Raw genomic sequence first — 26,196 nt, 5'->3', positions numbered from 1 at the left:
GCAACGACGATGGCATTGAAAACCTACAATCCCACGACGCCGGGCCAGCGCCAGCTGGTCATGGTCGATCGTTCGGCGCTCTACAAGGGCAAGCCGGTGAAGACCCTGACCGAGGGCAAGCTCGGCAACGGCGGTCGCAACAACACCGGTCGCATCACCGTGCGTTTCCGCGGCGGCGGCCACAAGAAGGCCTACCGCACCGTCGACTTCCGCCGCGACAAGGTGGACATGCCGGCGGTCGTGGAGCGGCTCGAGTACGATCCGAACCGCACCGCGTTCATCGCGCTGATCAAGTATCAGGACGGTGAGCTGGCCTACATCCTGGCGCCGCAGCGCCTGGCGGCGGGCGACACCGTCGTCGCCGGCAACTATGTCGACGTCAAGCCGGGCAATGTCATGCCGCTCGGCAACATGCCGGTCGGCACGATCGTGCACAACATCGAGCTGAAGATCGGCAAGGGCGGTCAGCTGGCGCGCTCCGCCGGCACCTACGCCCAGATCGTCGGCCGCGACCAGGACTACGTGATCATCCGCCTGAACTCGGGCGAACAGCGTTTGGTGCACGGCCGTTGCCGCGGCACGATCGGCGCGGTCTCGAACCCGGATCACATGAACATCTCGATCGGCAAGGCCGGTCGTACCCGCTGGCTCGGCTGGCGTCCGCACAACCGCGGCGTCGTCATGAACCCGATCGATCACCCGCACGGCGGTGGTGAAGGTCGTACCTCGGGCGGTCGCCACCCGGTTACTCCGTGGGGCAAGCCGACCAAGGGCAAGAAGACCCGCACCAACAAGTCGACCAACAAATTCATTCTCCTCAGCCGCCACAAGCGGAAGAAGTAAGGAACGCCGGACATGGTTCGTTCAGTCTGGAAAGGCCCGTTCGTCGAGGGTTCTCTGCTCAAGAAGGCAGATGCCGCGCGCTCGTCCGGCCGTCACGACGTCATCAAGATCTGGAGCCGCCGCTCGACCATCCTGCCGCAGTTCGTCGGCCTGACGTTCGGCGTCTATAACGGCCACAAGCACGTGCCGGTGGCAATCAACGAGGAAATGGTGGGTCACAAGTTCGGCGAGTTCTCGCCGACCCGGACCTTCCACGGCCATTCGGGCGACAAGAAAGCCAAGAAGGCTTGAGGATTAACCGATGAGCAAACCAAAGCGCGAACGTAGCCTCGCGGACAATGAGGCCAAGGCCGTCGCCCGCATGCTGCGCGTCAGCCCGCAGAAGCTCAACCTGGTGGCGCAGCTGATCCGCGGCCGCAAGGCGTCCGCTGCGCTCGCCGATCTGCAGTTCTCGCGCAAGCGGATCGCGGTCGACGTCAAGAAGTGCCTGGAATCGGCGATCGCGAACGCCGAGAACAACCATGACCTCGAGGTTGACGATCTGGTCGTCGCCGAGGCGCATGTCGGCAATGGCATCGTGATGAAGCGTTTTGCTCCGCGCGGCCGTGGCCGTTCGGGCCGTGTGTTCAAACCGTTCTCGCACCTGACCATCGTGGTTCGTCAGGTCGAGGCCGAGGCAAGCGCCTAAGAAGGGCGCAGGAGAAGACGATGGGTCAAAAGATCAATCCAATCGGGCTGCGTCTCGGCATCAACCGGACCTGGGACTCCCGTTGGTTCGCCGGCAAGCAGGAATACGGCAAGCTGCTGCACGAGGACGTCAAGATCCGCGAGATCCTGCACAAGGAGCTCAAGCAGGCGGCCGTGGCCCGCATCGTGATCGAGCGTCCGCACAAGAAGTGCCGCGTGACGATCCACTCGGCCCGTCCGGGCGTCGTGATCGGCAAGAAGGGCGCCGACATCGACAAGCTGCGCAAGAAGGTTGCCGACATCACCTCGTCGGACGTCGTGATCAACATCGTCGAAATCCGCAAGCCGGAGCTCGACGCGACCTTGGTCGCTGAATCGATCGCCCAGCAGCTCGAGCGCCGCGTCGCGTTCCGCCGCGCCATGAAGCGCGCCGTGCAGTCGGCGATGCGTCTCGGTGCCGGTGGCATCCGCATCAACTGCTCGGGCCGTCTCGGCGGTGCCGAAATCGCGCGCATGGAGTGGTACCGCGAGGGTCGCGTGCCGTTGCACACGCTGCGCGCCGACGTCGACTACGGCGTTGCCACCGCGTTCACGACCTTCGGCACCTGCGGCGTCAAGGTCTGGATCTTCAAGGGCGAGATCCTCGAGCACGATCCGATGGCCCAGGACAAGAAGATGGCCGAAGGCGACAGCACGCCGCGTTCGCGCCGCGACGCCGCTTGAGGCAAAGCAGGAATTTGAGGGCTTAAAGCCATGATGCAACCTAAGAAAACGAAGTTCCGGAAGGCGCATAAGGGCCGTATCCACGGCGTTGCGACCTCTGGCGCGACGTTGGCGTTCGGCCAGTTCGGCCTGAAGGCGATGGAGCCTGAGCGCGTCACCGCCCGCCAGATCGAGGCCGCCCGCCGCGCGCTGACCCGTCACATGAAGCGCGCCGGCCGCGTCTGGATCCGCGTGTTCCCGGACGTGCCGGTGTCGAAGAAGCCCGCCGAAGTCCGCATGGGCTCCGGCAAGGGTGCCCCGGAATTGTGGGTGGTCCGGATCAAGCCGGGCCGCGTGATGTTCGAGATCGACGGCGTGCCGGTGCAGACCGCGAAGGAAGCGCTGTCGCTCGCCGCCGCCAAGCTGCCGATCAAGACGCGCTTCGTTGCGCGCATTGCGGAGTAATCGCCATGGCCGAGATGAAAGTTGAAGACATTCGCGCGATGAGCGACGACCAGCGGGAAGACGCGATCCTGAATTTGAAGAAGGAACGCTTCAACCTGCGTTTCCAGCGCGCCACCGGGCAGCTGGAGAACACCTCGCGGATGCGGGAAGCCCGCCGCGATATCGCTCGTATCAAGACCATCGCTGCCCAGCAGCGCGCGAAGAAGAAGTAAGGGGCCAGCTATGCCGAAACGTACTCTGCAGGGCGTGGTCGTCAGCGACAAGCAAGCCAAGACCATCGTGGTGCGCGTCGATCGCCGCTTCACCCACCCGATCTACAAGAAGACGATCCGCCGTTCCAAGAACTACCACGCGCACGACGAGAACAACCAGTTCAAGCCGGGCGACATGGTCTGGATCGAGGAATCGAAGCCGATCTCGAAGCTGAAGCGCTGGACCGTGGTCCGGGGCGAACACAAGAAAACGGCCTGATTACTTCGGCCTGGCCGAGGGAATTCAGGGAAATTTTGAGCGCGCTAAAGCGCAGAAAGAGGACGAGGTGCATCAATGATTCAGATGCAGACCAACCTCGACGTGGCCGATAATTCAGGCGCACGCCGTGTCATGTGCATCAAGGTTCTTGGAGGTTCCAAGCGCCGCTATGCCACCGTGGGCGACGTTATCGTTGTGTCGATCAAGGAAGCCATTCCGCGTGGCAAGGTGAAGAAGGGCGACGTGATGAAGGCCGTCGTGGTCCGGGTCCGCAAGGACATCCGTCGCGCCGACGGTTCGGTCATCCGCTTCGACCGCAACGCCGCCGTGCTGATCAACAATCAGTCCGAGCCGGTCGGCACCCGTATCTTCGGGCCGGTGCCGCGCGAGCTGCGCGCCAAGAACCACATGAAGATCATTTCGCTCGCGCCGGAGGTGCTGTGATGGCTGCCAAGATCCGCAAGGGCGACAAGGTGATGGTGCTCACCGGCCGCGACAAGGGTCGCACCGGCGAGGTGTTCGAGGTGCGTCCGGACGAGAACAAGGCTCTCGTTCGCGGCATCAATATGGTGAAGCGTCACCAGAAGCAGACCCAGACCCAGGAAGGCGGCATCATCTCCAAGGAGATGCCGATCGACCTTTCCAACATTGCGTATGTCGGCAAGGACGGAAAGCCGACCCGCATCGGGTTCAAGATTCAGGCCGATGGCAAGAAGGTTCGTGTTGCCAAGAGCTCGGGAGCAGAGATCGATGGCTGATACAGCTTACACGCCGCGTCTGCGCGCGGAGTATGACAAGAAGATCCGCGGCATGATGACCGAGAAGTTCGGTTATGCCAACGTGATGCAGGTGCCGCGCCTCGACAAGGTCGTGCTCAACATGGGCGTGGGCGACTCCGTCAACGACCGCAAAAAGGCCGAGACCGCCGCTGCCGAGCTGACCCAGATCGCCGGCCAGAAGGCGATCGTGACCTATTCGCGGATCGCGATCGCGACCTTCAAGCTGCGTGAGAACCAGCCGATCGGCTGCAAGGTCACGCTGCGCAAGACCCATATGTACGAGTTCATCGACCGCCTGGTGAACGTGGCGCTGCCCCGCGTCCGCGACTTCCGCGGCCTGAACCCGAAGAGCTTCGACGGCCGCGGCAACTATTCGCTTGGCATCAAGGAGCACATCATTTTCCCCGAGATCGACTTCGACAAGGTCTCGGAAGCGCGTGGCATGGACATCACGGTCTGTACCACCGCCAAGACCGACGACGAGGCGCGTGCCTTGTTGACCGCTTTCAATTTCCCGTTCCGGCAGTGAGTAGCTGAGCCAAAGCACTCAAACGCGGATACCCAGGAGCCAAGCATGGCAAAGAAGAGTTCAGTCGAGAAGAACAACCGGCGCAAGCGGATGGCGAAGAACGCCGGCCCGCGCCGCGAGAAGCTGAAGGCGATCATCGCCGACAAGACCAAGCCGATGGAAGAGCGCTTCGCGGCGACGCTGAAGCTCGCCGAGATGCCGCGCAACTCGTCGCCGACGCGCATCCGCAACCGTTGCGAGCTGACCGGGCGTCCGCGCTCGAACTATCGCAAGAACAAGCTCTCGCGCATCGCGCTGCGTGAACTCGGCTCCAAGGGCCTGGTTCCCGGCCTCGTGAAGTCGAGCTGGTAAGGGAGGGTCGGAACAATGTCTACGCACGATCCGATCAGCGATCTCATCACCCGCATCCGCAACGCGCAGATGCGCTCCAAGTCCAAGGTCTCGAGCCCCGGCTCGAAGATGCGCGCCAACGTGCTCGAGGTGCTGAAGTCCGAGGGTTACATCCGCGGCTATGCCAGCGTCGAGCATGCCTCGGGCCGCAGCGAGCTCGAGATCGAGCTGAAGTATTTCGACGGCGAGCCCGTCATCCGCGAGATCGAGCGGGTGTCGAAGCCGGGCCGCCGCGTTTACGCCTCGGTGAAGAACCTGCCGCGCGTGAACAACGGTCTCGGCATTTCGGTGTTGTCGACGCCGAAGGGAATCATGGCTGACCACCAGGCGCGCGACGCCAACGTGGGCGGCGAAGTTCTCTTCACGGTGTTCTGAGGAAGGATTTTACGATGTCACGTATCGGCAAAAGGCCGGTGGCGATCCCGTCGGGTGTGACGGCAAGCGTCGAGGGCCAGACGGTGAAGGTGAAGGGGCCGAAGGGCCAGCTTCAGTTCGTCGTGCATGACGACGTCGAGGTGAAGTTCGAGAACGGCCAGGTCAAGGTCGCTCCGCGGATCAAGACCAACCGCGCGCAGGCGATGTACGGCACCGCGCGCGCGCAGGTCGCCAACCTCGTCGAGGGCGTCACCAAGGGCTTCGAGAAGAAGCTCGAGATCACCGGCGTCGGCTACCGCGCCGCGATGCAGGGCAAGAACCTGCAGCTCGCGCTCGGCTACAGCCACGACGTGGTGTACGCGATCCCGGAAGGCATCACCATCGCGGTGCCGAAGCCGACCGAGATCACGATCACCGGCAACGATCCGCAGCGCGTCGGCCAGGTCGCCGCCGAGATCCGCGCCTACCGTCCGCCGGAGCCCTACAAGGGCAAGGGCGTGAAGTACGCCAACGAATTCATCTTCCGCAAGGAAGGCAAGAAGAAGTAACGGAGCCGGTCATGTCACTCAAGGTTACGAATGCCCGGCGCAAGCAGCGCGTGCGCCTTGCGCTTCGCCGCTCGGCAGGCGGCCGTCCGCGGCTGTCGGTGTTCCGCTCGTCCAAGCACATCTACGCCCAGGTCATCGACGACCAGAAGGGCGAGACGCTCGCTTCCGCCTCGTCGCTGGAGAAGACCATGCGCGACGCCGGCAAGACCGGCGCCGACATCGATGCGGCGAAGGCGGTCGGCAAGCTGCTCGCCGAGCGCGCGGCGCAGAAGGGTGTCAAGGAAGTCGTGTTCGATCGCGGCGCCTACATCTATCACGGGCGCGTCAAGGCGCTCGCGGATGCGGCGCGCGAAGGCGGATTGAGCTTCTAAACTTTACGAACGATGACGAGGAAAGAGGCGCAAGGCCTCCTAGAGATTGGAAAACACCATGGCAGGTGAACGCGAACGCGGCGGACGCGAACGGAGCAGGGAGCGCGAGGAGCGCGACAGCGAGTTCGTCGACAAGCTCGTCCACATCAATCGCGTGGCGAAGGTCGTCAAGGGCGGCAAGCGCTTCGGCTTTGCGGCGCTGGTCGTGATCGGCGACCAGAAGGGCCGGGTCGGGTTCGGCCACGGCAAGGCACGCGAAGTTCCGGAAGCGATCCGCAAGGCGACCGAATCGGCGAAGCGCAACCTGACGCGCGTCGCGCTTCGCGAAGGCCGCACGCTGCATCACGACATCGCCGGCCGTCACGGCGCCGGCCGCGTCTACCTGCGTGCCGCTCCGGCCGGTACCGGCATCATCGCCGGCGGCCCGATGCGCGCGGTGTTCGAGACGCTCGGCATCCAGGACGTGGTGGCGAAGTCGATCGGCTCGTCGAATCCCTACAACATGGTCCGCGCGACGTTCGACGCGCTGAAGCATCAGGATTCGCCGCGCTCGGTGGCGGCACGCCGCAACATCAAGGTCTCCACCCTGCAGTCGCGACGCGTCGGCGGCGACGCCGAAGTGGTGGCGGAATAACAACGCGCGCTTCTCGAAGCGCTATTCGGAGTTACTGTCATGGCCAAGGCCAGCAAGACCATCAAGGTCGAGCAGATCGGCAGCGCAATCCGCCGCCATCACTCGCAGCGTTCGACGCTGATCGGCCTCAAGCTCAACAAGATCGGCCGGGTTGCCGAGCTGCAGGATACCCCTGAAGTTCGCGGCATGATCAGCAAGGTTCAGCATCTCGTCCGCGTCGTCGGCGAGTAAGCAGAGATAAGGAGAAGGGCGATGAAGCTCAGCGATATCGCCGACAACGCCGGCTCGCGCAAGAAGCGCATGCGTGTCGGCCGTGGCATCGGTTCCGGCAAGGGCAAGACCTCGGGCCGCGGCGGCAAGGGCCAGACCGCGCGTTCGGGCGTCCGCATCAAGGGTTTCGAAGGCGGCCAGATGCCGATGCATCGCCGTCTGCCGAAGCGCGGCTTCAACAACATCTTCCGGCTCGACTTCGCCGAGATCAATCTCGACCGTCTGCAGGAAGCGATCGACAACAAGCTGGTCGATGCGAGCGCGACGGTGAACGTCGAATCGCTGGTGAAGGCCGGCGTGCTGCGCCGCGCAAAGGACGGCCTGCGGCTGCTCGGCCGCGGTGAGATCAAGACCAAGCTGACCATCGAGGTGCACGGCGCTTCCAAGTCGGCCATTGCCGCGGTCGAGAAGGCCGGCGGCTCGGTCAAGATCCTGGCCCCCGCCAAGGAAGAAGGCGAGGCGGCGTAACATCTGCGTCATTGCCCGCGACACGCGGGCAATCCGCAGATCGAATGATGGACTTATCGAGGCCGAGCACCAGATAATGTCCGGTGTCTGCCGGCGCCCAGGGAATTGATCTCCTTGGGGGCGCCGGCGAATGGGGCTCCGGGAGAAAGCCGAAACATGGTCTCAGCAGCCGAACAACTTGCCGCCAACCTCAATTTCGGACAGCTGGCGAAAGCCGACGAGCTGAAGAAGCGCATCTGGTTCACCCTGGGTGCGCTGCTTGTTTATCGGCTCGGCACCTACATCCCGCTGCCCGGCATCGATCCCAACATCTGGGAGCAGGTGTTCCGCAGCCAGTCCGGCGGCATCCTCGGCATGTTCAACATGTTCGCCGGCGGCGGCATCCACCGCATGGCGATCTTCGCGCTCAACATCATGCCGTACATCTCGGCATCGATCATCGTGCAGCTGCTGACCACCGTGTCGCCGCAGCTCGAGGCGCTCAAGAAGGAAGGCGAGGCGGGCCGCAAGACGCTGAACCAGTACACGCGCTATCTGACGGTGATCCTGGCGCTGTTCCAGTCCTACGGCATCGCGATCGGCCTCGAAGGCGCCGGCAATGTCGTCAGCGACCCCGGCATGTTCTTCCGGATCTCGACCGCGATCACGCTGACAGGCGGCACCATGTTCCTGATGTGGCTCGGCGAGCAGATCACCTCGCGCGGCATCGGTAACGGTATTTCGCTGATCATCCTGGCCGGCATCGTCGCCGAATTGCCGTCGGCGCTCGCCAACATGCTGGAGCTCGGCCGCCAGGGCGCGATGTCGACCGGCCTGATCCTGATCGTCATCGTGATGGCGGTCGCCGTGATCGCCTTCATCGTGTTCATGGAGCGCGCGCAGCGCCGGCTTTTGATCCAGTATCCGAAGCGCCAGGTCGGCAACAAGATGTTCGAGGGGCAGTCCTCGCATCTGCCGCTCAAGCTCAACACCTCGGGCGTGATTCCGCCGATCTTCGCCTCGTCGCTGCTGTTGCTGCCGACCACGGTCGCGAACTTCAATGCCGGCAAGGGGCCGGAATGGTTCCAGTGGATCACGACCCAGCTCAGCCACGGCCGGCCGCTGTTCCTGTTCATGTATCTCGCACTGATCGTGTTCTTTGCGTTCTTCTACACCGCGATCGTGTTCAACCCGACCGAGACCGCGGACAATCTGAAGAAGCATGGCGGCTTCATCCCCGGCATCCGGCCCGGCGAGCGCACCGCCGAGTACATCGACTATGTGCTGTCGCGCATCACGGTGCTCGGCGCAGTCTATCTCGCGATCGTCTGCCTGATTCCTGAAATTCTGATTTCCTACGCATCGGTCCCGTTCTACTTTGGTGGCACCTCGCTGTTGATCGTCGTCAGCGTGACGATGGATACGGTGTCGCAGGTGCAGGGCTATCTGCTCGCTCATCAGTATGAAGGGCTGATCAGGAAGTCGAAGCTCAGGGGAGGCCGCCGCCGCTGATCGCGGCTCGGCTTCGAATTCAAAACACAGGTGTGCGGACGTCGCCCACCTAGCCGGGGGGCGAAACAGACATGAGATTGATCCTTTTGGGGCCGCCGGGCTCGGGCAAGGGAACCCAGGCGCAGCGGCTGGTGCACAAGCACGGCATCGTCCAGCTCTCGACCGGTGAGATGCTGCGCGCTGCGGTAGCCGCGGGCACGCCGATCGGCTTGCAGGCCAAGGAGATCATGGCCAATGGCGGCCTGGTTCCCGACGAGGTGGTGGTGGGAATCATCGCCGACCGAATCGAGGAGCCCGATGCCAAGAAGGGCTTCATTCTCGACGGCTTCCCGCGCACCGTGCCGCAGGCCGCGGCGCTCGACGATCTGCTTCGGAAAAAGCACCTCAAGCTTGATGCGGTGGTTGAGCTCCGCGTCAACGAGAGCGCGCTGCTCGCCCGCGTTGAGAAGCGTGCCGAGGAAACCCGCGCGCGCGGCGAGGAAGTCCGCCTCGACGACACGCCGGAAGTGCTGACCAAGCGCCTGGCGCAGTACCGTTCCCTAACGGAGCCACTGATTCACTACTATTCGGAGCGGCGGAAGCTCCTGACGGTCGATGGCATGATGACCATCGAGCACGTGACCCGCGAGATCAACCGGATCCTGACCGCGCTCGGCGCGCTGGAACCGAAGGATCACGAGGATCACGCCCCGAAGGCGGCTAAAAAGGCCGCCAAGGCGGCCATGAATGCCAGCAAGAAGCCGGCCAGGAAGGCAGCTAAACCAGCCAAAAAGGCCGCCAAATCGGCCCGGAAGGCTGCCAAGGCGCCCTCCAAGGCCAAAGCGGCCAAGAAAACCGTGAAGAAAGCCGCGAAGCAGGCGGTAAAGAAGGCCGCCGGCGCCGCGAAAGCCCGCAAGGGAGCAAAGACCGCCAAAAAGACGGCAAAAAAGCTCACGAAAAAGCGAGCTAAGCGCTAGGAGCGGTTGACGAAACCGACATGAATCCTTTAATAAGCCCCGCATCCAAGTTGGATAGTTTTATGACGATGCCGGGCCCCGAAGGACATGAGGGGAGGGCGTCGTGTTCGCGTTTGTGGACACAAGCCCGAGAGAGCAAGAACTCGAGAAGCCCGTATCCGTGATGGATCGGCGACAGGAGAGAAGTCCGTGGCCCGTATTGCCGGCGTCAACATTCCTACCAACAAGCGCGTCCTGATCGCGCTTCAGTACATCCATGGCATCGGCCAGAAGCACGCGGCCGACATCGTGGAGAAGGTCAAGATCCCGCTGGACCGTCGCGTCAACCAGCTGACCGACCAGGAAGTCCTGCAGATCCGCGAAGTCATCGACCGCGACTATCTGGTCGAGGGCGACCTCCGTCGTGAGGTCGGCATCAACATCAAGCGGCTGATGGACCTCGGCTGCTATCGCGGCCTGCGTCATCGCCGCGGTCTGCCGGTGCGCGGCCAGCGCACCCACACCAATGCGCGCACGCGCAAGGGGCCGGCCAAGGCGATCGCCGGCAAGAAGAAGTAAGTTTTGCGAATTGCGGGTGGGGAGTAGCGAATGGAAGTTCGCTACTCGCCATTTGCGTTTTGAGGTGTAGCCGCTGGCACTACGGCGGCGTCGAGATCACAGGAAAGGTTTGAAATGGGCAAGGAAGCCACCCGCGTACGCCGCCGCGAACGCAAGAACATCGCCTCCGGCATCGCGCACGTGAATTCGTCGTTCAACAACACGACCATCACCATCACCGACGCGCAGGGCAACACCATCGCCTGGTCGTCGGCCGGCACCATGGGCTTCAAGGGCTCGCGCAAGTCGACCCCCTATGCCGCGCAGGTCGCGGCGGAAGACGTCTCCAAGAAGGCGCAGGAACACGGCATGCGCACGCTGGAGGTTGAAGTGGCCGGTCCGGGTTCGGGCCGTGAGTCGGCGCTCCGCGCGCTGCAGGCTGCGGGCTTCACCGTCACCTCGATCCGCGACGTGACCACCATCCCGCACAATGGCTGCCGTCCGCGCAAGCGTCGGCGCGTTTGATCTGTAAGTCGCGGGCGGCCTCTGGCCGCCCTGCGATGGTTTTTGGAATTGACCGCGCGGACTGATCCGCGATCTCCAACGCCGGGTTCGGCCATTCGATTTGGCCCTGTGACCGGCAAATGGGTGAAACAGTGACGATCCAGAAAAATTGGCAAGAACTCATTCGACCGAACAAGCTGCAGGTGACGCCGGGCTCGGACGCGAGCCGGTTCGCCACCGTGGTCGCCGAACCGCTCGAGCGCGGCTTCGGCCAGACGCTCGGCAACGCGCTGCGCCGCATCCTGCTGTCCTCGCTGCAGGGCGCGGCGGTGCAGTCGGTGCATATCGACGGCGTGCTGCACGAGTTCTCCTCGATCGCCGGTGTCCGTGAAGACGTCACCGACATCGTCCTCAACATCAAGGACATCTCGATCAAGATGCAGGGCGAAGGCCCGAAGCGCATGGTCGTGAAGAAGCAGGGCCCGGGCGCCGTCACCGCGGGCGACATCCAAACCGTCGGCGATGTCACCGTGCTCAACCCCGACCTGCAGCTCTGCACGCTGGACGACGGCGCCGAGATCCGCATGGAGTTCACGGTCACGACCGGCAAGGGCTATGTCGCCGCCGAGCGCAACCGTCCCGAGGATGCTCCGATCGGCCTGATCCCGGTCGACAGCCTGTTCTCGCCGGTCCGCAAGGTGTCCTATAAGGTCGAGAACACCCGTGAGGGCCAGATCCTCGACTACGACAAGCTGACCATGACGATCGAGACCAACGGCGCGATCACGCCGGAGGACGCGGTGGCCTACGCCGCGCGCATCCTGCAGGATCAGCTCAACGTGTTCGTCAACTTCGAAGAGCCGCGCAAGGAAGTCACGCAGGAGATCATCCCCGATCTCGCGTTCAACCCGGCGTTCCTCAAGAAGGTCGACGAGCTCGAGCTGTCGGTGCGTTCGGCGAACTGCCTGAAAAACGACAACATCGTCTACATCGGCGACCTCGTGCAGAAGTCGGAAGCGGAAATGCTCCGCACCCCGAACTTCGGCCGCAAGTCGCTGAACGAGATCAAGGAAGTGCTGGCCCAGATGGGTCTGCACCTCGGCATGGAAGTGCCGGGCTGGCCGCCGGAGAATATCGACGAGCTCGCCAAGCGCTTCGAGGATCACTACTGAGAATTCGTCGTTCCGGGGCGATGCGCGAGCATCGAACCACAGATGCGCAATTGCGCATCGGGGAACCTCGAGATTCCGGGTTCGGCTCTGCGAGCCGCCCCGGAATGACGACCGGGCGAACGCAGGATGCCCACCTGCAAAACTTGTCGCTGAACGACCGCGGCAGAATTGAAGAAGGAAGAAGTCAATGCGTCACGGCAAGGTTCATCGGAAGCTCAACCGCACCGCCGAGCACCGGCGTGCGATGTTCGCCAACATGGCGGCCGCGCTGATCAAGCACGAGCAGATCGTCACCACGCTGCCGAAGGCCAAGGAGCTGCGGCCGATCGTCGAGAAGCTCGTCACCCTCGGCAAGAAGGGCGGCCTCGCCCTGCGCCGCCAGGCGATCTCGGAGCTGCGCGACGTCGACCAGGTCAAGAAGCTGTTCGACACGCTGGCGACCCGCTACAAGGACCGCCAGGGCGGCTACACCCGCATCATCAAGGCCGGCTTCCGCTACGGCGACAACGCGGCGATGGCCGTGATCGAGTTCGTCGACCGCGACGTCGACGCCAAGGGCCAGGACTCCGGTCCGGCGCAGGACAAGGAAGCCGAGGCGGCGTAAGCCTCGGTAACCGAGCAGATTTTGAGAACGGCGCCTTCGGGCGCCGTTTTTATTTGGTGGCCGCGCTCCATCCCCGTCGTCCTGGCGAAAGCCAGGACCCATTACCCCAAATCTAAATTGTTGCGCGACGCTGGGGCTCAAATCCTTCTCATTATCACTTGCGGTGGTAATGGGTCCTGGCTTTCGCCAGGACGACGAGGTGTGTTCTATTTCCTCACGCATCGGTGAGATGCAATTGCGGTGCATCGTGCCGCGCCCGATATCTCATCGACATCAATGGAGATGACAGATGAAGATCGACCTTTCCGGAAAGACTGCGCTGGTAACCGGCTCCACGGCGGGCATCGGCAACGCCATTGCGAAGGGCCTGGCCGAAACCGGTGCCGAGGTCGTGGTCAATGGTCGCGGTCAGGCCAAGGTCGATGCAGCGGTTGCCGCGATCGGGAAGGCCGTACCCGGCGCAAAGGTCCGCGGCATTGCGGCCGACGTCTCGACCGCGGCGGGTTGCAAGGCGCTGCTCGCGGCGCTGCCGGACGTCGACATCCTCGTCAACAATGCCGGCATCTTCGAGCCGAAGCCGTTCTTTGAAATCCCGGATGAGGACTGGAGCCGCTTCTACGAGGTCAACGTGATGTCGGGCGTCCGGTTGTCGCGCGGCTACATGCAGGGCATGCTGAAGCGTAACTGGGGTCGCATCGTCTTCATCTCCTCGGAATCCGGCCTCAACATCCCGACCGAGATGATTCACTACGGCATGACCAAGACCGCGCAGCTTGCGATCGCGCGCGGGCTCGCCGAGCTGACCAAGGGCACCGCCGTCACCGTCAACTCGGTGCTGCCCGGACCGACGATGTCCGAAGGCGTCGAGACCTTCGTCAAGGATCTCGCCAAGCAGAACGGCCAGTCGGTCGAGGAGGCGGCGTCCAACTTCGTCAAGCAGCACAGGCCGACCTCGCTGCTGCAGCGCTTCGCCAGCACCGAGGAGATCGCCAATCTCGTGGTCTATGTCTGCTCCAAGCAGGCCTCCGCGACCAACGGCGCCGCGCTGCGCGCCGAGGGCGGCATCGTCAACACCATCGCGTGAGGCCGCATGCCGGCCTATGTGATCTCCGAGGTCGAGATGCGGGACGCCGCGGGGTTCGAGGCCTATCGCACGCTTGCGGCGAACACCATCGCACAATATGGCGGGCGCTACGTCGTGCGCGGCGGCACAGCTGAACTGGTGGAGGGCGGTCCACCACCGCATGCGATCGTTATCGTCGAATTTCCGACCATGGCGCGTCTGCGCGAATGGTATGCGTCACCGGAATACGCCGAAGCGTTGAAGCTTCGCGCAACCGCGCTGGAGCGACGCCTGCTGTTCGTCGAGGGCGTGCCGGCGATCTAGAGCTTTTCCCGTTCCGATGGAATCGGAACGGGGCTCTAGATTCTTGTTTTGACGCGTTTTCTTCACGCGAACCGGTATCCACTTCGCTCGAAAACGCTCTAGCTATCCCTTCGCGCCGTCCAGGAATTCGCTGAAGCCGGCGGGGCGGTAGGGGCCGAAGCAAATCTGCTCCAGCACGCCAATTCCCGTGTGGCCGCCCTGGCGGGCGCGGACCACCTGCTGCACGTGCACATTCTCGCGGGCCAGTGGGTCCAGCGTGGCTGGATCGAACGACTCGCCGCCGATCTCGAGCTCGCCCTTCCACATGCCCTGGCCCCATTGCGGATGGCCGTAGCCGAGGCCCTTCATCTGGAATTTGAGGATCGGGTCGAGCGCGATGGTCGTGGCGTGGCCGTCGATATCGACCAGGTCGATTTCAGCCGACTGCGCGAGCCGGGTGTTCGGCACGTATTTGACGCGATGCCGCGCGGTCGCCATGCGGCGATCGAGGCCGTCGACCACGCCGGGGATCTCGGCCTCGCTTCGGTAGAGCGGCGCGGTGATGCCCTCGCGGACCAGCGCCTCGCCCTGCGTCCCGTCGAAGAAGATCGCGTGCGAGATGTGGTCGTCCCAGACCAGCGGCGCCCAGAGGAAGAACACGCTCGGCGGCGGCATCGGCGCGCCTCCGACGTCGCGCTCGCCGACATTGCGCACGCCCCAGGAGCGATCCTTGGTGCCGTAGCATATGCGATCGTCGACCTTGATCCCGCCATCGGGGTGGCTGATGACGCCGCTCCAGCGGCCGAACTGGTCGAACCGCGTCGAATCCATCGCGCGGCGGCCGCCCGACCAAAGCGTCTGGCGCGCTTCCTGGATCGCGGCGGTGCGCGCGGAGAAGGTCAGGTCGCAGGCGAGGCCCGTCGCATTGTCGTCAAGCACGACGCGGGTCCGCAGCATCGGCTCGAGCACTTCGAGCCTGAACGGACCGACCTGCATCTCGGTGCGCTCGATCGGCGCGCGCCGCGAACCGTAGAAGCAGTGCTGCCGTCCGCCGCGTTCCACGACGCTGAAGGCGCAATCGAGGATCTTGCGGTGCGGGTAGATCGCAATGCCGATCCCGAAATAATACGCGCCGTCGGCAGTATAGCCATTGAACCAGGTCCGGTCATAGACATTGCGGTCGCTGGTCGAAGGAACCGCGATCGGCTCCGGCGTCTGGTGGATGGGGAAGTCGTCCAGTTTGTTGAGCACGCCGATCCCTTTCGCTGTCCTGACGCGTTTTCCGCACGCGAACCGCTATACGGTTCGCTCGAAAACGCCTTAGTCCTGCCAGTATGAAAAACTGTTGTGGTCCAGCGCTTGCGCGCAGGCGCCGCGGGTCATTTTCAGGAACAGCGCGTCGCCGCGCTCGGAGCGCTGCACGCTGAGGGCGGAGACCACGCCCATCATGATGCCGTGCAGCGTGTAGCGCCGGTAATCCCGCCAGCAACGATCCCAGTCATAGTCCCGCACGCCGCGCCGGATCAGCTCGGAATGATAGAACCGCACAAGGTCGGCTTCATGAAGCCGCCGTTCGATTGGGTCGATACCGGCCGAGAGGAAATAGGCGACGTCGACGATTCCCGGGCCCACTGTCAGCGTCTGCCAGTCCAGCGTCGCCATCGGATGGGTGTTGCCGCGGACGTCGAACAGCATGTTGTCGAGCCGGAAATCCGCGTGCTGCAGCGTTCGCGGCGTCGATCGGTCGGACTGGTAGCGCAATAGCGCGTCCGGAAGCCGGTCGATCAGATCAAGGAATTCCGGCTCGATCACGCCGCGATATCGCTCCTTGTAGTGACCGATGATGCCGGGCAGCACCGCGCGAAGGTCTCTGCGCCGGCTTGCGGCCACCGCGAAGCATTGCACCGCATCGAGGCTCGGGTCGTTCCATCGCGGCGCATGCAACGCGGCGGCCTCGGTCATCGCCGTCAGGCAGTCCGCGATCACGCATCCGGCGAGCTGATCACCCGCGCGCGCCGGCGCGAGGTCCTCCAGGATCAGCGTGAAGTCGTCGGTCGCCGGATCGATTTCGGCGAGAATCGGCCGCGGGGTGTGAATGGCGACGGTGGCGGCCAGCTCGCGATAGAACGCGACCTCGCGGACGTAGAGCGTGTGCGCGGAACCGGAGCGGCGGCTGTCGGGATCTGCGGCCGGGAATTTGCCGACGACGCTCAAGGGAGCGTTCGGCTCGTCACCGTCATAGGTCAGACGAAATCGATAGCTGTCGCCGACGAGGCCATTGCCGACCGGCTTGCACGCGAGATCGACGACCCTGACCTGGTCGATCACACCGGCTTCGCGCAGCGCCCGCGTCATCCACTCCGGATCGATCCGCGACGGATCGGCCGTGAGCAAATTCATCGGTTTCCTCCCATCCCCGTGGGCGTCACCACCGCTCCCGCCACGTCCTGCGCGGTTGGATTGAGGACGGCGTGATCGTTGCGCAAATCATACAGGCGATGCCATGGCTTTGGCAAAAGCCGCGGCGGGCCTGTGGGGATATCATGCCCGGGATGTTGCCCCGGGCATGAGGAAGCAGACGTTAGGAGACTTACCAGCCTTCCAGCACGATCTTGCCGCGCGACTTGCCGCTTTCCAGCAAAGCGTGGGCGCGCTTGAGGTTCGCAGCGTTGATGGTGCCAAAGGTCTGGTCGAGCGTGGTGCGCAGCACGCCCTTGTCGATCAGGTCGGCGACATCGTTGAGCAGATGATGCTGCGCGATCATGTCAGGCGTCTGGAACGAGGAACGCGTGAACATCGATTCCCAGTGCACCGAAACCGCCTTGCCCTTGAACGCGGCGACGTTGAACTCCGGCGGATCGTCGATCAGGCCGAACTTGCCCTGCGGCGCGATGAAGTCGGCGATCGACTTGTAGTGCTGGTCGGTGAAGGTGAGGCTGGCGACGAGGCCGACCGGCGGCAGCCTCAAGCTCTCGATCTGCTCCTTCATCGGCTGCGAGTGATCGATCACGGCATGGGCGCCGAGATCGCGGCACCACTTTTGAGACTCGGGCCGCGTTGCGGTCGCAACCACGGTCAGTCCGGTGAGGCGGCGCGCAAGCTGGATCAGGATCGAGCCGACACCGCCGGCGCCGCCGGTGATCAGCAGCGTGCGCGGATCGAGGCTCTTGCCCGGCACCGCGCCGAGCCGGTCGAACAGCAGCTCCCACGCGGTGATCGAGGTCAGGGGCAGGGCGGCGGCCTGCGCGAAGGAAAGCGACGCCGGCTTGTTGCCGACGATGCGTTCGTCGACCAGGTGAAATTCCGAATTGGTGCCCTGGCGCAGGATCGAGCCCGCGTAGAACACCTCGTCGCCGGGCTTGAAGAGCGAGACGTCGGGCCCGACCGCGTCGACCACGCCGGCCGCGTCGAAGCCGAGGATCTTGTAGCCGCCGTCGGTCGGCGCCGCGCGCTTGCGCACCTTGTAGTCGACCGGATTGGCCGAGATGGCCTTCACCGCGACGCGGACGTCGCGCCCCTTCGGCTCGGACTTGGCGATCTCGAAATCGACGAGCGAATCCGCCGCCTCGATCGGCAGCGATTTTTGGTATCCGACGGCCTTCATGCCTGGTCTCCGTGGTGGGCGATTGCCTGCCGTCTTACCTGTCGCGCTGGCGTCCTTTTGGCAAGTACTGTAAAAACAGGGAACTAGTCCCTGTTTGTATACTATTAGGAAATATCCGATGAAACGGCAGAATTTTGCGCGCCGGCCGGGCTGCGCGGTCGAGGCGGCGCTGGACCTGATCGACGGCAAATGGAAGGGCGTGATCCTGTACCACTTGCAGGCCGGCACCCAGCGGTTCGGCGAGCTGCGGAAGCGGATGCCCGGCATCACCCAGCGCATGTTGACCAAGCAGCTGCGCGCGCTCGAGGACGATGGCCTCGTGATCCGCAAGGTCTATGCCGAGGTGCCGCCGCGGGTCGAATATACACTTTCCGAACTCGGCGAGAGCCTGCGCCCGGTGATCGATATTTTGAAAGCCTGGGGCGAGGGCCATCAGGAGCGGCTGTCCTGCGCGCCGGCGCCGGAGGTCGTCGTGAAGAAGAAGCGCGCGGCCTAGGGCTGAGGTGCAGTTGAACTGGTCGTGCGGCAAACTCCGCTGCACCTCTCCCGCTTGCGGGGTCAAGACAAGCGGAGCTTGCTCTTAGGTCGCATCGCATCTTATGCGATGCGGGTGGGGGCTCTTTCCACAATGTGACTCGCGGAGAGAGCGCCCACCCTAACCCTCTCCCGCTTGCGGGCAGGGCTATCGCATATGCCCCTTGGCGACCGCGCAAGTGCTGGGCCTCGTGGTTCGAGACGCGCCGCAAGCGGCGCTCCTCACCATGAGGGTCTACTATTGTGCCGCAGAACAAGACCTCATCCTGAGGAGCCCGCCGAAGGCGGGCGTCTCGAAGGATGGCCACGAGGGCACCGCCACGATATGCGATAGCCCTGCCCGCAAGCGGGAGAGGGAACGCAGTTTCGATGCCGCTACGGCTCGATCATTTCACGCATTCCAGAGCAACAAAAACGGCCGGAGCGATGCCCCGGCCGTCTATCAGTTGGTCTCAGCTCGGATCGCCTCAGAACGCAACCTGCGTGCGTAGCGCGACCGCGTCGAACTTCGAGCCGACGTCCGCAGTCGAAGTCGCCGAGGCCTGCTTGGCGATATCGCCGTGCAGGTAGTTCAGCATGAAGCGGACGTTGTTGTTGACGTACCAGTTCAACGCGGCGGTGTAGACGGTCTGCCGTCCGCCCGCGATGCCGACCGCCTGCGCGATCTGATCGTTGAGGTCCATCGTGCTGACGCGGCCGGCGATTTCCCAGGCGCCAATGCCGCCGCCGGCGAGTGAGAACGGATCATGCGGCTTGATACCGCCGTAGGAGGCTGTCGCCGGATTGTAGGCGTGGTTCTCGCCAGTCAGCACGTAACCGACCTGCGCGTAACCGCCGTCGAATTTCAGGCTGGGCGCGCCGAACGGCGGCAGTCCGGTGTTCGCGGAGCGATCGACATTGAACCAGTAATATTCGCCCTGTGCGATGAACGGACCATACGTCGCCGCCGCCTCGACGCCGTAGACCTGCGCGCCGGAGACGTTGGCGATCGCACCGGTCGAGATCAGCGTCGTCGGATCGATGCGCAGCTCGGGCCGGTCGCTGAGCGTGAGCGTCTGCGCCTGCGTCAGCTGGTTGCGCGGCGGCTGCACCAGCCATTCCGCATCGGCGCCGATATGCACCGAATAGTTCTTGCCGCTGATCGGATTGCCGGCGACGCGGATGACCCCGCCATACTGCTCGGACGTGCCGGCCGGCGAGGCCGAGGACGCGGAGTGGATGGCGCCCGACGTCGGTCCGGTGACATAGCCGCCGATCCAGAACTGGTCGTTCCACCAGCGGGTGCCGGCGGCCGAACGGAAGTCACCGGCGGCGATGTTCTGGGCGATGATGCCGACCGAAGCGCGTTCCATGAACAGGATGTCGTTGGAGCTGGTCGCTTCGTCGAGCGTCCACGGCACGTCCATGATGCCGCCTTCGATCGCCATCTTGCCGCCGAACGGCTTGAATCCGGTGTAGCTCAGATACGCATTCTCGATGCCCGAGGTGCCGCCGCCGGGCAGCGATCCCGGCGCCGCACCGCCGAAGCCGTCGGAGGAGCCGCCGAAGTCGTAGATCAGCGAGTAATTCCAATCGCCGAAGAATTTGCCGACGATGCCGATGCGCGCGCGGCGGACGTTCTCGCCGCTGTCGAGCTTCTGCGGCGAGGTGCCTGCGGTGTTCGGACGATAGTCGTAGCCGCCGACATCCCAGTGCACGCGGCTCGTGATCGCAACGCAGCTCTGTTCGTCGGCGGTGCAGATCGTCGGCCGGTTGTTCGGCATCGTCACCACGACGCCGGACGGCGCGACCGGGCCCTTCACCGGGATCGCGGCGTTGGCGCTCGCCACCCGCGCGGCCTTGGCGTCCGCCGCCTTCGCATTGGCGTTTGCGCTGGCCGCGGTTGCGGTATTGGCGTTGGTCTGCTTCTGCAGTCTGTCGAGCTTCTGCTCGAGCATCTTCAGCTGCTGCTTCAGCAGCGCGATCTCCGCATCGCTGCCGCCTCCGGCCGATTGTGAATAGGCCGGCGAGGCGGCGAGCGCCCCTGCCAGGCCTATGGCGATTGCACCAACTTTTGTCGCACCCATTGTGCACCCCTGTTGTGTTTGAAGTCCCCACTCACTGAACGGTCCTAGGAGCGTATCGTGACTGACGCACGACACTGCTTCCGGGCATCGCAGTTCCGCTTGTGGTCCGCAGGCAACAAGCGGAGCGGCGCAGTGAGATGACAGCCATCATAGAAGCTTGGCGGCGCGCTTCAACGCGGTGGCCGCGGGTTGTGCACCGGTCCGGCGGGGGGCCAGTTATCCGGCCCGGCGCCCTTCAATTGCCCGGCGAACACGCCTATATTCCGGCGTTTCCACGAGAGGTGAGAATGCTCCGACCCGTCCGTTTTGCTGCCGTATCCGCTCTCTGCACGTTGGCCTTCATGGGGAATCTTTCCGCTGCCGCGGCGCAGGAGCGCCGCGTGCCGTCCTCGCAGGCCGAGCTGCAATTGTCCTATGCGCCGATCGTGCAGCGGGTGCAGCCGGCGGTGGTCAATGTCTACGCCGCCAAGACCGTGCAGAACCGCAATCCGTTCCTGGACGATCCGATTTTTCGCCGGTTCTTCGGCGTGCCGGGACAGCAGCCCGAGCAGATGCAGCGCTCGCTCGGCTCCGGCGTGATGGTCGACGGCTCCGGGCTCGTGGTCACAAACAATCACGTGATCGAGGGCGCCGACCAGGTGAAGGTCTCGCTCGCCGACAAGCGCGAATACGAGGCGGAGATTGTGCTGAAGGACAGCCGCACCGACCTTGCGGTGCTGCGGCTGAAGAACACCAACAAGGAAAAATTCGCAACGCTCGACTTCGCCAATTCCGACCAGCTGCAGGTCGGTGACGTCGTGCTGGCGATCGGCAATCCGTTCGGCGTCGGCCAGACCGTGACGCACGGCATCATCTCGGCCCTGGCACGCACTCAAGTCGGGATCACGGATTATCAATTCTTCATTCAGACCGACGCGGCGATCAATCCCGGCAATTCGGGCGGCGCGCTGGTCGACATGACCGGCCGACTCGCCGGCATCAACACCGCGATCTTCTCGCGCTCCGGCGGCTCGCAGGGCATCGGCTTTGCGATTCCCGCCAACATGGTGCGGGTGGTGGTGGCCTCCGCCAAGAGCGGCGGCAAGGCGGTGAAGCGGCCGTGGCTCGGCGCGCGGCTGCAGGCGGTCACGCCGGAGATCGCGGAGACGCTGGGACTGAAGCTGCCGTCCGGCGCGCTGGTCGCCAATGTCGCGCCGAACAGCCCGGCGGCGAAGGCCGGGCTCAAGCTCTCCGACCTGATCGTCGGGATCGACGGCACGCCGATCGACGATCCCAACGCGTTCGACTACCGTTTCGCGACCCGTCCGCTCGGCGGCAACGCGGAGATCGAGGTGCAGCGCGCCGGCAAGCCGGTGAAGCTCACCGTGCCGCTGGAGACCGCGCCCGACACCAATCGCGACGAGATCGTGCTGACCGCGCGCTCGCCGTTCCAGGGCGCCAGGGTCGCCAACATCTCGCCGGCGCTGGCCGATGAGTTGCATCTCGACGCCGGCGCCGAGGGCGTCGTGGTGACCGAGCTCGCCGATGACGGCACCGCCGCCAATGTCGGCTTCCAGAAGGGCGACATCATCCTCGCGGTCAACAACGAGAAGATCGCGCGGACCAGCGACCTCGAGAAGGCCTCGAAGACGGGGTCGCGGGTCTGGCGCATCACGCTGGTGCGCGGCGGCCAGCAGATCAACGTGACGCTCGGCGGATGAGCCCAAAGAGACCGCAGGAAGCCAGCAATCTCTTCGCTGCGGCGGGGATGGAGCAGGACGCGCCGCACCCGCTGCCGGACCGGCTGCGTCCGCGCACGCTGGCCGATGTCGTCGGCCAGGATCACATCCTCGGCCCCGACGGCGCGCTGACGCGGATGCTGGAGACGCGCACGCTGGGCTCGCTGGTGTTCTGGGGACCGCCGGGCACCGGGAAGACCACCGTGGCGCGGCTCTTGGCCGACGCCACCGAGCTGCATTTCGAGCAAATCTCCGCGGTGTTCTCCGGCGTCGCCGATCTCAAGAAGGCGTTCGATGCTGCGCGTGCGCGCCGCGAGACCGGCAAGGGCACGCTGCTGTTCGTCGACGAGGTGCATCGTTTCAACCGCGCGCAGCAGGACTCCTTCCTGCCCGTGATGGAGGACGGCACGGTGGTGCTGGTCGGCGCCACCACGGAGAATCCGTCCTTCGAGCTCAACGCGGCGCTTTTGTCGCGCGCCCGCGTGCTGGTGTTTCACTCGCTCGATACGGCGGCGATCGAGAGACTGTTCGCCAATGCCGAGAAGATCGAGGGCAAGCAGCTGCCGCTCGATGCGGAAGCCCGCGCCGTGCTGGTGCGGATGGCCGATGGTGACGGCCGCGCCTCGCTGACATTAGCCGAAGAGGTCTGGCGCGCCGCCCGCAAGGGCGAGGTGTTCAACGCCGAGCAGTTGCAGGCCATCCTGCAGCGCCGCGCGCCGATCTACGACAAGTCGGCCGACGGCCATTACAATCTGATCTCGGCGCTGCACAAGTCGGTGCGCGGCTCCGATCCGGATGCGGCACTGTATTATCTCGCGCGGATGTTCGATGCCGGCGAGGATCCGCTGTTCCTGGCGCGGCGCGTGGTGCGCATGGCGGTCGAGGACATCGGCCTTGCCGATCCGCAGGCGCTGGCGGTCTGTAACGCCGCCAAGGATGCTTACGACTTCCTCGGCTCACCGGAGGGTGAGCTCGCGATCGCGCAGGCCGTGGTCTATCTCGCCACCGCGCCGAAATCGAACGCGGTCTATACCGCGTTCGGCGCCGCGATGCAGACCGCGAAGCAGGGCGGCTCGCTGCTGCCGCCGAAGCACATTCTGAATTCGCCGACCAAGCTGATGAAGTCGGAGGGCTACGGCTCCGGCTATCAATATGATCACGACATGCCGGACGCATTCTCCGGCCAGGACTATTTCCCGGAAGCGCTGGGCCGCCAGACCTTCTACGATCCGCCCGACCGCGGCTTCGAGCGCGAGATCCGCAAGCGGCTGGATTACTGGCAGCGGCTGCGCAAGGAACGGGGCGGGAGCTAGAGCAAGACGAGATCGGGCTGCGGCCGCGAATGACGCGCGTTCCGGTCCTGTCTGCGGCGTGGAAGCGTCAGTTGCAGAAGCTCGCCAATGCCATATGAAGCACCTTCGGGCGAGAAATACTCGCGCAACTTCGGAATATTAGAAATATATTCCTGATTTGCCCGACGTGTCAAGTTGCTTGGTGCCACGCTGATCGCCGCCGGCTACTTTGCATGGGGTTGTTCTCGATATTTTGGCAGCGCGCGCTGCAACGGCCCATAACTTCATATTGCTCTGGCGCGTCACTTGACGCTCTTCACAAATTCCAAAATCTCATCGGTCAGCCGCGTGTCCGGCGTGTTGATCGCATAGACTTCCGACATGTGGCAGTGCTGCGGCAGCATGAAGCTGCGGGCGCAACCGCTCGGCCGCTTGCAGCTGGCCTGCTTCATGAGCTCGAACTGCTCGACGAAGCGCGGCGGATCGAGCTCGGCCGCGGTGATCAGGAACGGGATCGGGCTCGCGACCAGGCCTTGCAGCGAGGAGCGTTCGGCATAGCGCGAGGGGTCGGAGCCGTAATAGGCGAGCTCGGCGTCGCCGGCCGGCGAGGCCGTCAAATCATAGATGCCCGACACCATGATCGCGCCGGCAAGCCCGCCGCCCTTCACCTTGTGGAATTCGCCATGGGAGACATAGCTCGCGACATGGATCGCGCCGGCCGATTGGCCCATCAGGAAGATGCGCCTGGGCTCGCCGCCGCGGGAGGCGATGTTTTCCGAAACCCACTGCACGATCGCGCCCATATCCTCCGCGCCTGCCGGCCACGGAAAGGCCGGCGCCAGGCGATAGGTGGCATTGACGCCGACGAAGCCGTTCTTCACCGCCCACAGCATGATGTTGTCGTAGAACGGGCTGCCGGGCGCGCGCTTGTTGCCCGTGACGAGGCCGCCGCCATGGATGTAGATCAGCACCGGCCGTGCCGGCGCCGCCGTCTCCGGCGTGAACACGTCGAGCAGATGCCGGTCGGCGGGGCCGTATTTGAGGTCGCGCTCGACCTTGACGCCCTGATAGGGCTCCTTCTGTTGCAGCGGCGCGTAGAGTGCGGCGGTCTTGGGCGGGTCGATGACGCGGCCGAGTTCCAGGAGCTTCCAGGCCAGATCTTCCGGCATCGCGGCTTCGGGCATCGGGCTTTGCTGGGCGAGCGCAGGGTCCGTGAGCATCAGGGCCGCCGCCAAAGCCGATATCGCCAGTCTCATTCCAGGGGCCCCCCGTCGATTGCCGTATGCGGCCGAACATGGCCGATGCTGCACCGGATTCACACCGATTTCGCCGTGACGATTCGCGGCATTTGCGCTAGGCACAATGCAGGTCTGGAGCCGAAAAATCACCATGAGCCGTCGCATCAAAAGAACCACATCGCCGGGCGACCGCGCCAAAGGGCGCGACAAGGGCCGCGACCGGGACCGCGCCGGCGATCGTGGCAAGGATCGTGCTAAGGATCGTGGCAAGAGCGGATCGGCGCAGCGCAGCCGAAAGCCGGACGATCGCAAATTCGGTGACCGCAAGTCCGGTGAGCGCAAATCCGGTGAGCGCAAGACCGGCGAGCGTCCGTTCGCGCACCGTGCAGCCGGAAAGCCACAGCGCTTTGCCGAGCCGCGCCGCGACCGGCAGGAGCGGGCCGAGGTCGCCATGCCGAAGACTGCCGCGGCCGAGCAGCTATTACCGACCAAGGTTCAGACCGTTGTCGTCACCGCCGACGAGAACGGCATGCGCGTCGACCGTTTCCTCGAAGCGCGGTTTCCGGGCCTCTCGTTCTCCCATATCCAGCGCATCGTCCGGAAGGGCGAGCTCAGGGTCAACGGCAAGCGCGCCGATTCCAAGGACCGGCTCGAGGAGGGCCAGAGCGTACGGATTCCGCCGCTGCGGCTCGACACGCCGAAGACGGCCGGCGCGCTCTCCGAGGCCGAGGCAAAGACGCTGCAGGCGCTCAAGGACATGACGCTCTACGAAGACGACGACGTGCTGGTGCTGAACAAGCCGGCCGGTCTCGCCGTGCAGGGCGGCTCCGGCATGACGCGTCATGTCGACCAGATGCTCGAGGTGATGCGCGACGCCAAAGGGCAGAAGCCGCGGCTGGTGCATCGGCTCGACCGCGAGACCTCGGGCTGCCTTCTGGTCGCCAAGACGCGTTTCGCCGCCACCCATCTCACCGGCGCATTCCGCCATCGCTCCGCGCGCAAGATCTACTGGGCGCTGGTCGCCGGCGTGCCGAAGCCGAAGCAGGGCCGCATCTCGACCTACCTCGCCAAGGAGGAGAGCGAGGAAGACAGCATCATGCGGATCGCCGAGCATGGTGACGAGGGCGCGAGCCATGCGGTGACCTATTATGCCGTGGTCGAAACCTCGGCGACCAAGCTCGCCTGGGTGTCGCTCAAGCCGGTGACCGGTCGCACCCATCAATTGCGCGCCCACATGGCGCATATCGATCACGCGATCGTCGGTGACCCGAAATACTTCAACAAGGAGAACTGGCAGCTGCCCGGCGGCCTGCAGAACCGGCTGCATCTGCTCGCCCGCCGCATCGTGATTCCGCACCCGCGCGGCGGCGTGATCGATGCCACCGCGCCGCTGCCGCCGCACATGCTGCAATCCTGGAATCTGCTCGGGCTCGAGGCCGACCGGTTCGACCCGATCGAGAACGCGCCGGAGGAGTGACGGTCGGGCGCCGCTATCCGGCGCGGACAGCAAGAACGATCAAACGGCTCCGCGCTTTGCGGCTATCTTCGCGCGCCGGCCTTTGCCGGCCTGCAACGGAGACTC

The 26,196-nt window shown here is 64.4% G+C and carries 34 protein-coding genes; 29 read left to right on the top strand and 5 right to left on the bottom strand.

Annotated elements, in window-relative coordinates:
- Positions 1 to 9: 9 nt before the first annotated feature.
- The 25 genes from rplB (at position 10) to IF803_RS15475 (ending at position 14,183) form a co-directional block, all read left to right on the top strand.
- Positions 10 to 843, top strand: a complete 834-nt coding sequence (gene rplB / locus IF803_RS15595; protein ID WP_209911443.1) for a 50S ribosomal protein L2 — start codon at positions 10 to 12, stop codon at positions 841 to 843.
- 12 nt (positions 844 to 855) lie between these two features.
- Positions 856 to 1,134, top strand: a complete 279-nt coding sequence (rpsS, locus tag IF803_RS15590) for a 30S ribosomal protein S19 (protein ID WP_028335459.1) — start codon at positions 856 to 858, stop codon at positions 1,132 to 1,134.
- A gap of 10 nt (positions 1,135 to 1,144) precedes the next feature.
- On the top strand, positions 1,145 to 1,531 hold the full coding sequence (gene rplV / locus IF803_RS15585; RefSeq protein WP_016843750.1) for a 50S ribosomal protein L22: 387 nt from the start codon (positions 1,145 to 1,147) through the stop codon (positions 1,529 to 1,531).
- A 20-nt stretch (positions 1,532 to 1,551) separates the two neighbouring features.
- Positions 1,552 to 2,253 carry a 30S ribosomal protein S3 gene (gene rpsC, locus IF803_RS15580; protein ID WP_016843751.1) on the top strand — a complete coding sequence of 234 codons (702 nt, stop codon included), beginning with the start codon at positions 1,552 to 1,554 and terminating at the stop codon, positions 2,251 to 2,253.
- A 30-nt stretch (positions 2,254 to 2,283) separates the two neighbouring features.
- A complete protein-coding gene (gene rplP, locus IF803_RS15575; protein ID WP_016843752.1) occupies positions 2,284 to 2,697 on the top strand; it encodes a 50S ribosomal protein L16 in 414 nt (137 codons plus the stop codon).
- Positions 2,698 to 2,702: 5 nt separating this feature from the next.
- Entirely contained in the window at positions 2,703 to 2,909 is a 207-nt protein-coding gene (gene rpmC / locus IF803_RS15570) for a 50S ribosomal protein L29 (RefSeq protein ID WP_016843753.1), read from the top strand.
- 10 nt (positions 2,910 to 2,919) lie between these two features.
- Entirely contained in the window at positions 2,920 to 3,168 is a 249-nt protein-coding gene (gene rpsQ / locus IF803_RS15565; protein WP_016843754.1) for a 30S ribosomal protein S17, read from the top strand.
- A 75-nt stretch (positions 3,169 to 3,243) separates the two neighbouring features.
- Positions 3,244 to 3,612 (top strand): 50S ribosomal protein L14, encoded by a 369-nt coding sequence (gene rplN / locus IF803_RS15560; RefSeq protein WP_011473865.1) that lies wholly within the window; start codon positions 3,244 to 3,246, stop codon positions 3,610 to 3,612.
- The gene (gene rplX, locus IF803_RS15555) at positions 3,612 to 3,926 is read left to right on the top strand and encodes a 50S ribosomal protein L24 (protein WP_016843755.1); all 315 of its coding nucleotides are present in this window, start codon (positions 3,612 to 3,614) and stop codon (positions 3,924 to 3,926) included. The genes rplN and rplX overlap by 1 nt, the downstream gene beginning before the upstream one ends.
- Positions 3,919 to 4,476, top strand: a complete 558-nt coding sequence (gene rplE / locus IF803_RS15550; protein ID WP_016843756.1) for a 50S ribosomal protein L5 — start codon at positions 3,919 to 3,921, stop codon at positions 4,474 to 4,476. Before rplX ends, rplE begins: the two co-directional genes overlap by 8 nt.
- 45 nt (positions 4,477 to 4,521) lie before the next feature.
- Positions 4,522 to 4,827 (top strand): 30S ribosomal protein S14, encoded by a 306-nt coding sequence (gene rpsN / locus IF803_RS15545; RefSeq protein ID WP_016843757.1) that lies wholly within the window; start codon positions 4,522 to 4,524, stop codon positions 4,825 to 4,827.
- A 15-nt stretch (positions 4,828 to 4,842) separates the two neighbouring features.
- A complete protein-coding gene (rpsH, locus tag IF803_RS15540; protein ID WP_018272133.1) occupies positions 4,843 to 5,241 on the top strand; it encodes a 30S ribosomal protein S8 in 399 nt (132 codons plus the stop codon).
- A gap of 14 nt (positions 5,242 to 5,255) precedes the next feature.
- Complete coding sequence (rplF, locus tag IF803_RS15535; protein ID WP_461192694.1) at positions 5,256 to 5,789, top strand: 50S ribosomal protein L6; 534 nt, start codon at positions 5,256 to 5,258, stop codon at positions 5,787 to 5,789.
- 11 nt (positions 5,790 to 5,800) lie between these two features.
- On the top strand, positions 5,801 to 6,160 hold the full coding sequence (gene rplR, locus IF803_RS15530) for a 50S ribosomal protein L18 (protein ID WP_016843760.1): 360 nt from the start codon (positions 5,801 to 5,803) through the stop codon (positions 6,158 to 6,160).
- Positions 6,161 to 6,218: 58 nt separating this feature from the next.
- On the top strand, positions 6,219 to 6,794 hold the full coding sequence (rpsE, locus tag IF803_RS15525) for a 30S ribosomal protein S5 (protein WP_016843761.1): 576 nt from the start codon (positions 6,219 to 6,221) through the stop codon (positions 6,792 to 6,794).
- A 39-nt stretch (positions 6,795 to 6,833) separates the two neighbouring features.
- A complete protein-coding gene (gene rpmD / locus IF803_RS15520) occupies positions 6,834 to 7,025 on the top strand; it encodes a 50S ribosomal protein L30 (RefSeq protein ID WP_028335461.1) in 192 nt (63 codons plus the stop codon).
- A gap of 21 nt (positions 7,026 to 7,046) precedes the next feature.
- On the top strand, positions 7,047 to 7,532 hold the full coding sequence (rplO, locus tag IF803_RS15515) for a 50S ribosomal protein L15 (protein WP_028339310.1): 486 nt from the start codon (positions 7,047 to 7,049) through the stop codon (positions 7,530 to 7,532).
- A 156-nt stretch (positions 7,533 to 7,688) separates the two neighbouring features.
- Entirely contained in the window at positions 7,689 to 9,023 is a 1,335-nt protein-coding gene (secY, locus tag IF803_RS15510; RefSeq protein ID WP_016843764.1) for a preprotein translocase subunit SecY, read from the top strand.
- Positions 9,024 to 9,094: 71 nt separating this feature from the next.
- Entirely contained in the window at positions 9,095 to 9,979 is an 885-nt protein-coding gene (locus IF803_RS15505; protein WP_461192693.1) for an adenylate kinase, read from the top strand.
- A 189-nt stretch (positions 9,980 to 10,168) separates the two neighbouring features.
- Positions 10,169 to 10,537, top strand: a complete 369-nt coding sequence (gene rpsM, locus IF803_RS15500) for a 30S ribosomal protein S13 (protein ID WP_028339308.1) — start codon at positions 10,169 to 10,171, stop codon at positions 10,535 to 10,537.
- 114 nt (positions 10,538 to 10,651) lie between these two features.
- The gene (rpsK, locus tag IF803_RS15495; protein ID WP_006021048.1) at positions 10,652 to 11,041 is read left to right on the top strand and encodes a 30S ribosomal protein S11; all 390 of its coding nucleotides are present in this window, start codon (positions 10,652 to 10,654) and stop codon (positions 11,039 to 11,041) included.
- Positions 11,042 to 11,160: 119 nt separating this feature from the next.
- On the top strand, positions 11,161 to 12,192 hold the full coding sequence (locus tag IF803_RS15490; RefSeq protein WP_035631062.1) for a DNA-directed RNA polymerase subunit alpha: 1,032 nt from the start codon (positions 11,161 to 11,163) through the stop codon (positions 12,190 to 12,192).
- A 187-nt stretch (positions 12,193 to 12,379) separates the two neighbouring features.
- Positions 12,380 to 12,796: a 50S ribosomal protein L17 gene (rplQ, locus tag IF803_RS15485; protein WP_016843769.1), complete on the top strand. Its 417-nt coding sequence runs from the start codon at positions 12,380 to 12,382 to the stop codon at positions 12,794 to 12,796.
- A gap of 289 nt (positions 12,797 to 13,085) precedes the next feature.
- Positions 13,086 to 13,880, top strand: a complete 795-nt coding sequence (locus IF803_RS15480; RefSeq protein WP_461192692.1) for an SDR family NAD(P)-dependent oxidoreductase — start codon at positions 13,086 to 13,088, stop codon at positions 13,878 to 13,880.
- 6 nt (positions 13,881 to 13,886) lie between these two features.
- Complete coding sequence (locus IF803_RS15475) at positions 13,887 to 14,183, top strand: DUF1330 domain-containing protein (protein ID WP_461192691.1); 297 nt, start codon at positions 13,887 to 13,889, stop codon at positions 14,181 to 14,183.
- Between the two features lie 102 nt (positions 14,184 to 14,285).
- Here the strand turns inward: IF803_RS15475 and IF803_RS15470 are convergent, their stop codons facing one another.
- The 3 genes from IF803_RS15470 to IF803_RS15460 all read right to left on the bottom strand — a co-directional run bounded on the left by IF803_RS15470 (position 14,286) and on the right by IF803_RS15460 (position 17,766).
- Entirely contained in the window at positions 14,286 to 15,413 is a 1,128-nt protein-coding gene (locus IF803_RS15470; RefSeq protein ID WP_461192690.1) for a hypothetical protein, read from the bottom strand.
- Positions 15,414 to 15,482: 69 nt separating this feature from the next.
- Positions 15,483 to 16,562 carry a phosphotransferase gene (locus IF803_RS15465; RefSeq protein ID WP_461192689.1) on the bottom strand — a complete coding sequence of 360 codons (1,080 nt, stop codon included), beginning with the start codon at positions 16,560 to 16,562 and terminating at the stop codon, positions 15,483 to 15,485.
- A 190-nt stretch (positions 16,563 to 16,752) separates the two neighbouring features.
- Positions 16,753 to 17,766 carry a zinc-binding alcohol dehydrogenase family protein gene (locus IF803_RS15460; RefSeq protein WP_461192688.1) on the bottom strand — a complete coding sequence of 338 codons (1,014 nt, stop codon included), beginning with the start codon at positions 17,764 to 17,766 and terminating at the stop codon, positions 16,753 to 16,755.
- A 118-nt stretch (positions 17,767 to 17,884) separates the two neighbouring features.
- On the opposite strand from IF803_RS15460, the gene IF803_RS15455 reads away from it, so the two are divergent.
- Complete coding sequence (locus tag IF803_RS15455) at positions 17,885 to 18,262, top strand: winged helix-turn-helix transcriptional regulator (RefSeq protein WP_028335471.1); 378 nt, start codon at positions 17,885 to 17,887, stop codon at positions 18,260 to 18,262.
- A gap of 505 nt (positions 18,263 to 18,767) precedes the next feature.
- On the opposite strand, the gene IF803_RS15450 is transcribed toward IF803_RS15455, so the two are convergent.
- Positions 18,768 to 20,366 carry an OprO/OprP family phosphate-selective porin gene (locus tag IF803_RS15450; protein ID WP_461192687.1) on the bottom strand — a complete coding sequence of 533 codons (1,599 nt, stop codon included), beginning with the start codon at positions 20,364 to 20,366 and terminating at the stop codon, positions 18,768 to 18,770.
- Between the two features lie 341 nt (positions 20,367 to 20,707).
- Here IF803_RS15450 and IF803_RS15445 point away from each other — a divergent pair, with 341 nt between their 5' ends.
- Together IF803_RS15445 and IF803_RS15440 are read left to right on the top strand one after the other, a co-directional pair.
- Complete coding sequence (locus IF803_RS15445) at positions 20,708 to 22,066, top strand: DegQ family serine endoprotease (RefSeq protein ID WP_155258366.1); 1,359 nt, start codon at positions 20,708 to 20,710, stop codon at positions 22,064 to 22,066.
- Positions 22,063 to 23,397 carry a replication-associated recombination protein A gene (locus IF803_RS15440; RefSeq protein ID WP_461192686.1) on the top strand — a complete coding sequence of 445 codons (1,335 nt, stop codon included), beginning with the start codon at positions 22,063 to 22,065 and terminating at the stop codon, positions 23,395 to 23,397. Before IF803_RS15445 ends, IF803_RS15440 begins: the two co-directional genes overlap by 4 nt.
- A gap of 281 nt (positions 23,398 to 23,678) precedes the next feature.
- Here IF803_RS15440 and IF803_RS15435 read toward each other — a convergent pair whose 3' ends face one another.
- Positions 23,679 to 24,596: an alpha/beta hydrolase gene (locus IF803_RS15435; protein ID WP_461192685.1), complete on the bottom strand. Its 918-nt coding sequence runs from the start codon at positions 24,594 to 24,596 to the stop codon at positions 23,679 to 23,681.
- 169 nt (positions 24,597 to 24,765) lie between these two features.
- Between IF803_RS15435 and IF803_RS15430 the strand changes: the two genes are divergently transcribed.
- Entirely contained in the window at positions 24,766 to 26,091 is a 1,326-nt protein-coding gene (locus IF803_RS15430) for an RluA family pseudouridine synthase (RefSeq protein WP_461192684.1), read from the top strand.
- Positions 26,092 to 26,196: the final 105 nt, after the last annotated feature.

The sequence above is a fragment of the Bradyrhizobium sp. UFLA06-06 genome, from assembly GCF_054820065.1.
This window is presented reverse-complemented; position numbering and strand designations above follow the sequence as displayed.

Coding starts and splice junctions, on each gene's coding strand:
- rpsE (WP_016843761.1), top strand. CDS start 6,219: ATGGCAGGTGAACGCGAACGCGGCGGACGCGAACGGAGCAGGGAGCGC.
- IF803_RS15475 (WP_461192691.1), top strand. CDS start 13,887: ATGCCGGCCTATGTGATCTCCGAGGTCGAGATGCGGGACGCCGCGGGG.
- IF803_RS15490 (WP_035631062.1), top strand. CDS start 11,161: ATGGGTGAAACAGTGACGATCCAGAAAAATTGGCAAGAACTCATTCGA.
- rplR (WP_016843760.1), top strand. CDS start 5,801: ATGTCACTCAAGGTTACGAATGCCCGGCGCAAGCAGCGCGTGCGCCTT.
- rplB (WP_209911443.1), top strand. CDS start 10: ATGGCATTGAAAACCTACAATCCCACGACGCCGGGCCAGCGCCAGCTG.
- IF803_RS15450 (WP_461192687.1), bottom strand. CDS start 20,366: ATGGGTGCGACAAAAGTTGGTGCAATCGCCATAGGCCTGGCAGGGGCG.
- rpsS (WP_028335459.1), top strand. CDS start 856: ATGGTTCGTTCAGTCTGGAAAGGCCCGTTCGTCGAGGGTTCTCTGCTC.
- rplN (WP_011473865.1), top strand. CDS start 3,244: ATGATTCAGATGCAGACCAACCTCGACGTGGCCGATAATTCAGGCGCA.
- rpsN (WP_016843757.1), top strand. CDS start 4,522: ATGGCAAAGAAGAGTTCAGTCGAGAAGAACAACCGGCGCAAGCGGATG.
- secY (WP_016843764.1), top strand. CDS start 7,689: ATGGTCTCAGCAGCCGAACAACTTGCCGCCAACCTCAATTTCGGACAG.
- rpmD (WP_028335461.1), top strand. CDS start 6,834: ATGGCCAAGGCCAGCAAGACCATCAAGGTCGAGCAGATCGGCAGCGCA.
- rpsH (WP_018272133.1), top strand. CDS start 4,843: ATGTCTACGCACGATCCGATCAGCGATCTCATCACCCGCATCCGCAAC.
- rplO (WP_028339310.1), top strand. CDS start 7,047: ATGAAGCTCAGCGATATCGCCGACAACGCCGGCTCGCGCAAGAAGCGC.
- IF803_RS15430 (WP_461192684.1), top strand. CDS start 24,766: ATGAGCCGTCGCATCAAAAGAACCACATCGCCGGGCGACCGCGCCAAA.
- IF803_RS15445 (WP_155258366.1), top strand. CDS start 20,708: ATGGGGAATCTTTCCGCTGCCGCGGCGCAGGAGCGCCGCGTGCCGTCC.
- IF803_RS15465 (WP_461192689.1), bottom strand. CDS start 16,562: ATGAATTTGCTCACGGCCGATCCGTCGCGGATCGATCCGGAGTGGATG.
- IF803_RS15480 (WP_461192692.1), top strand. CDS start 13,086: ATGAAGATCGACCTTTCCGGAAAGACTGCGCTGGTAACCGGCTCCACG.
- rplQ (WP_016843769.1), top strand. CDS start 12,380: ATGCGTCACGGCAAGGTTCATCGGAAGCTCAACCGCACCGCCGAGCAC.
- IF803_RS15435 (WP_461192685.1), bottom strand. CDS start 24,596: ATGCTCACGGACCCTGCGCTCGCCCAGCAAAGCCCGATGCCCGAAGCC.
- rpsK (WP_006021048.1), top strand. CDS start 10,652: ATGGGCAAGGAAGCCACCCGCGTACGCCGCCGCGAACGCAAGAACATC.
- rplE (WP_016843756.1), top strand. CDS start 3,919: ATGGCTGATACAGCTTACACGCCGCGTCTGCGCGCGGAGTATGACAAG.
- IF803_RS15455 (WP_028335471.1), top strand. CDS start 17,885: ATGAAACGGCAGAATTTTGCGCGCCGGCCGGGCTGCGCGGTCGAGGCG.
- rplF (WP_461192694.1), top strand. CDS start 5,256: ATGTCACGTATCGGCAAAAGGCCGGTGGCGATCCCGTCGGGTGTGACG.
- IF803_RS15460 (WP_461192688.1), bottom strand. CDS start 17,766: ATGAAGGCCGTCGGATACCAAAAATCGCTGCCGATCGAGGCGGCGGAT.
- IF803_RS15505 (WP_461192693.1), top strand. CDS start 9,095: ATGAGATTGATCCTTTTGGGGCCGCCGGGCTCGGGCAAGGGAACCCAG.
- rpmC (WP_016843753.1), top strand. CDS start 2,703: ATGGCCGAGATGAAAGTTGAAGACATTCGCGCGATGAGCGACGACCAG.
- rpsQ (WP_016843754.1), top strand. CDS start 2,920: ATGCCGAAACGTACTCTGCAGGGCGTGGTCGTCAGCGACAAGCAAGCC.
- rplV (WP_016843750.1), top strand. CDS start 1,145: ATGAGCAAACCAAAGCGCGAACGTAGCCTCGCGGACAATGAGGCCAAG.
- rpsC (WP_016843751.1), top strand. CDS start 1,552: ATGGGTCAAAAGATCAATCCAATCGGGCTGCGTCTCGGCATCAACCGG.
- IF803_RS15440 (WP_461192686.1), top strand. CDS start 22,063: ATGAGCCCAAAGAGACCGCAGGAAGCCAGCAATCTCTTCGCTGCGGCG.
- rplX (WP_016843755.1), top strand. CDS start 3,612: ATGGCTGCCAAGATCCGCAAGGGCGACAAGGTGATGGTGCTCACCGGC.
- rplP (WP_016843752.1), top strand. CDS start 2,284: ATGATGCAACCTAAGAAAACGAAGTTCCGGAAGGCGCATAAGGGCCGT.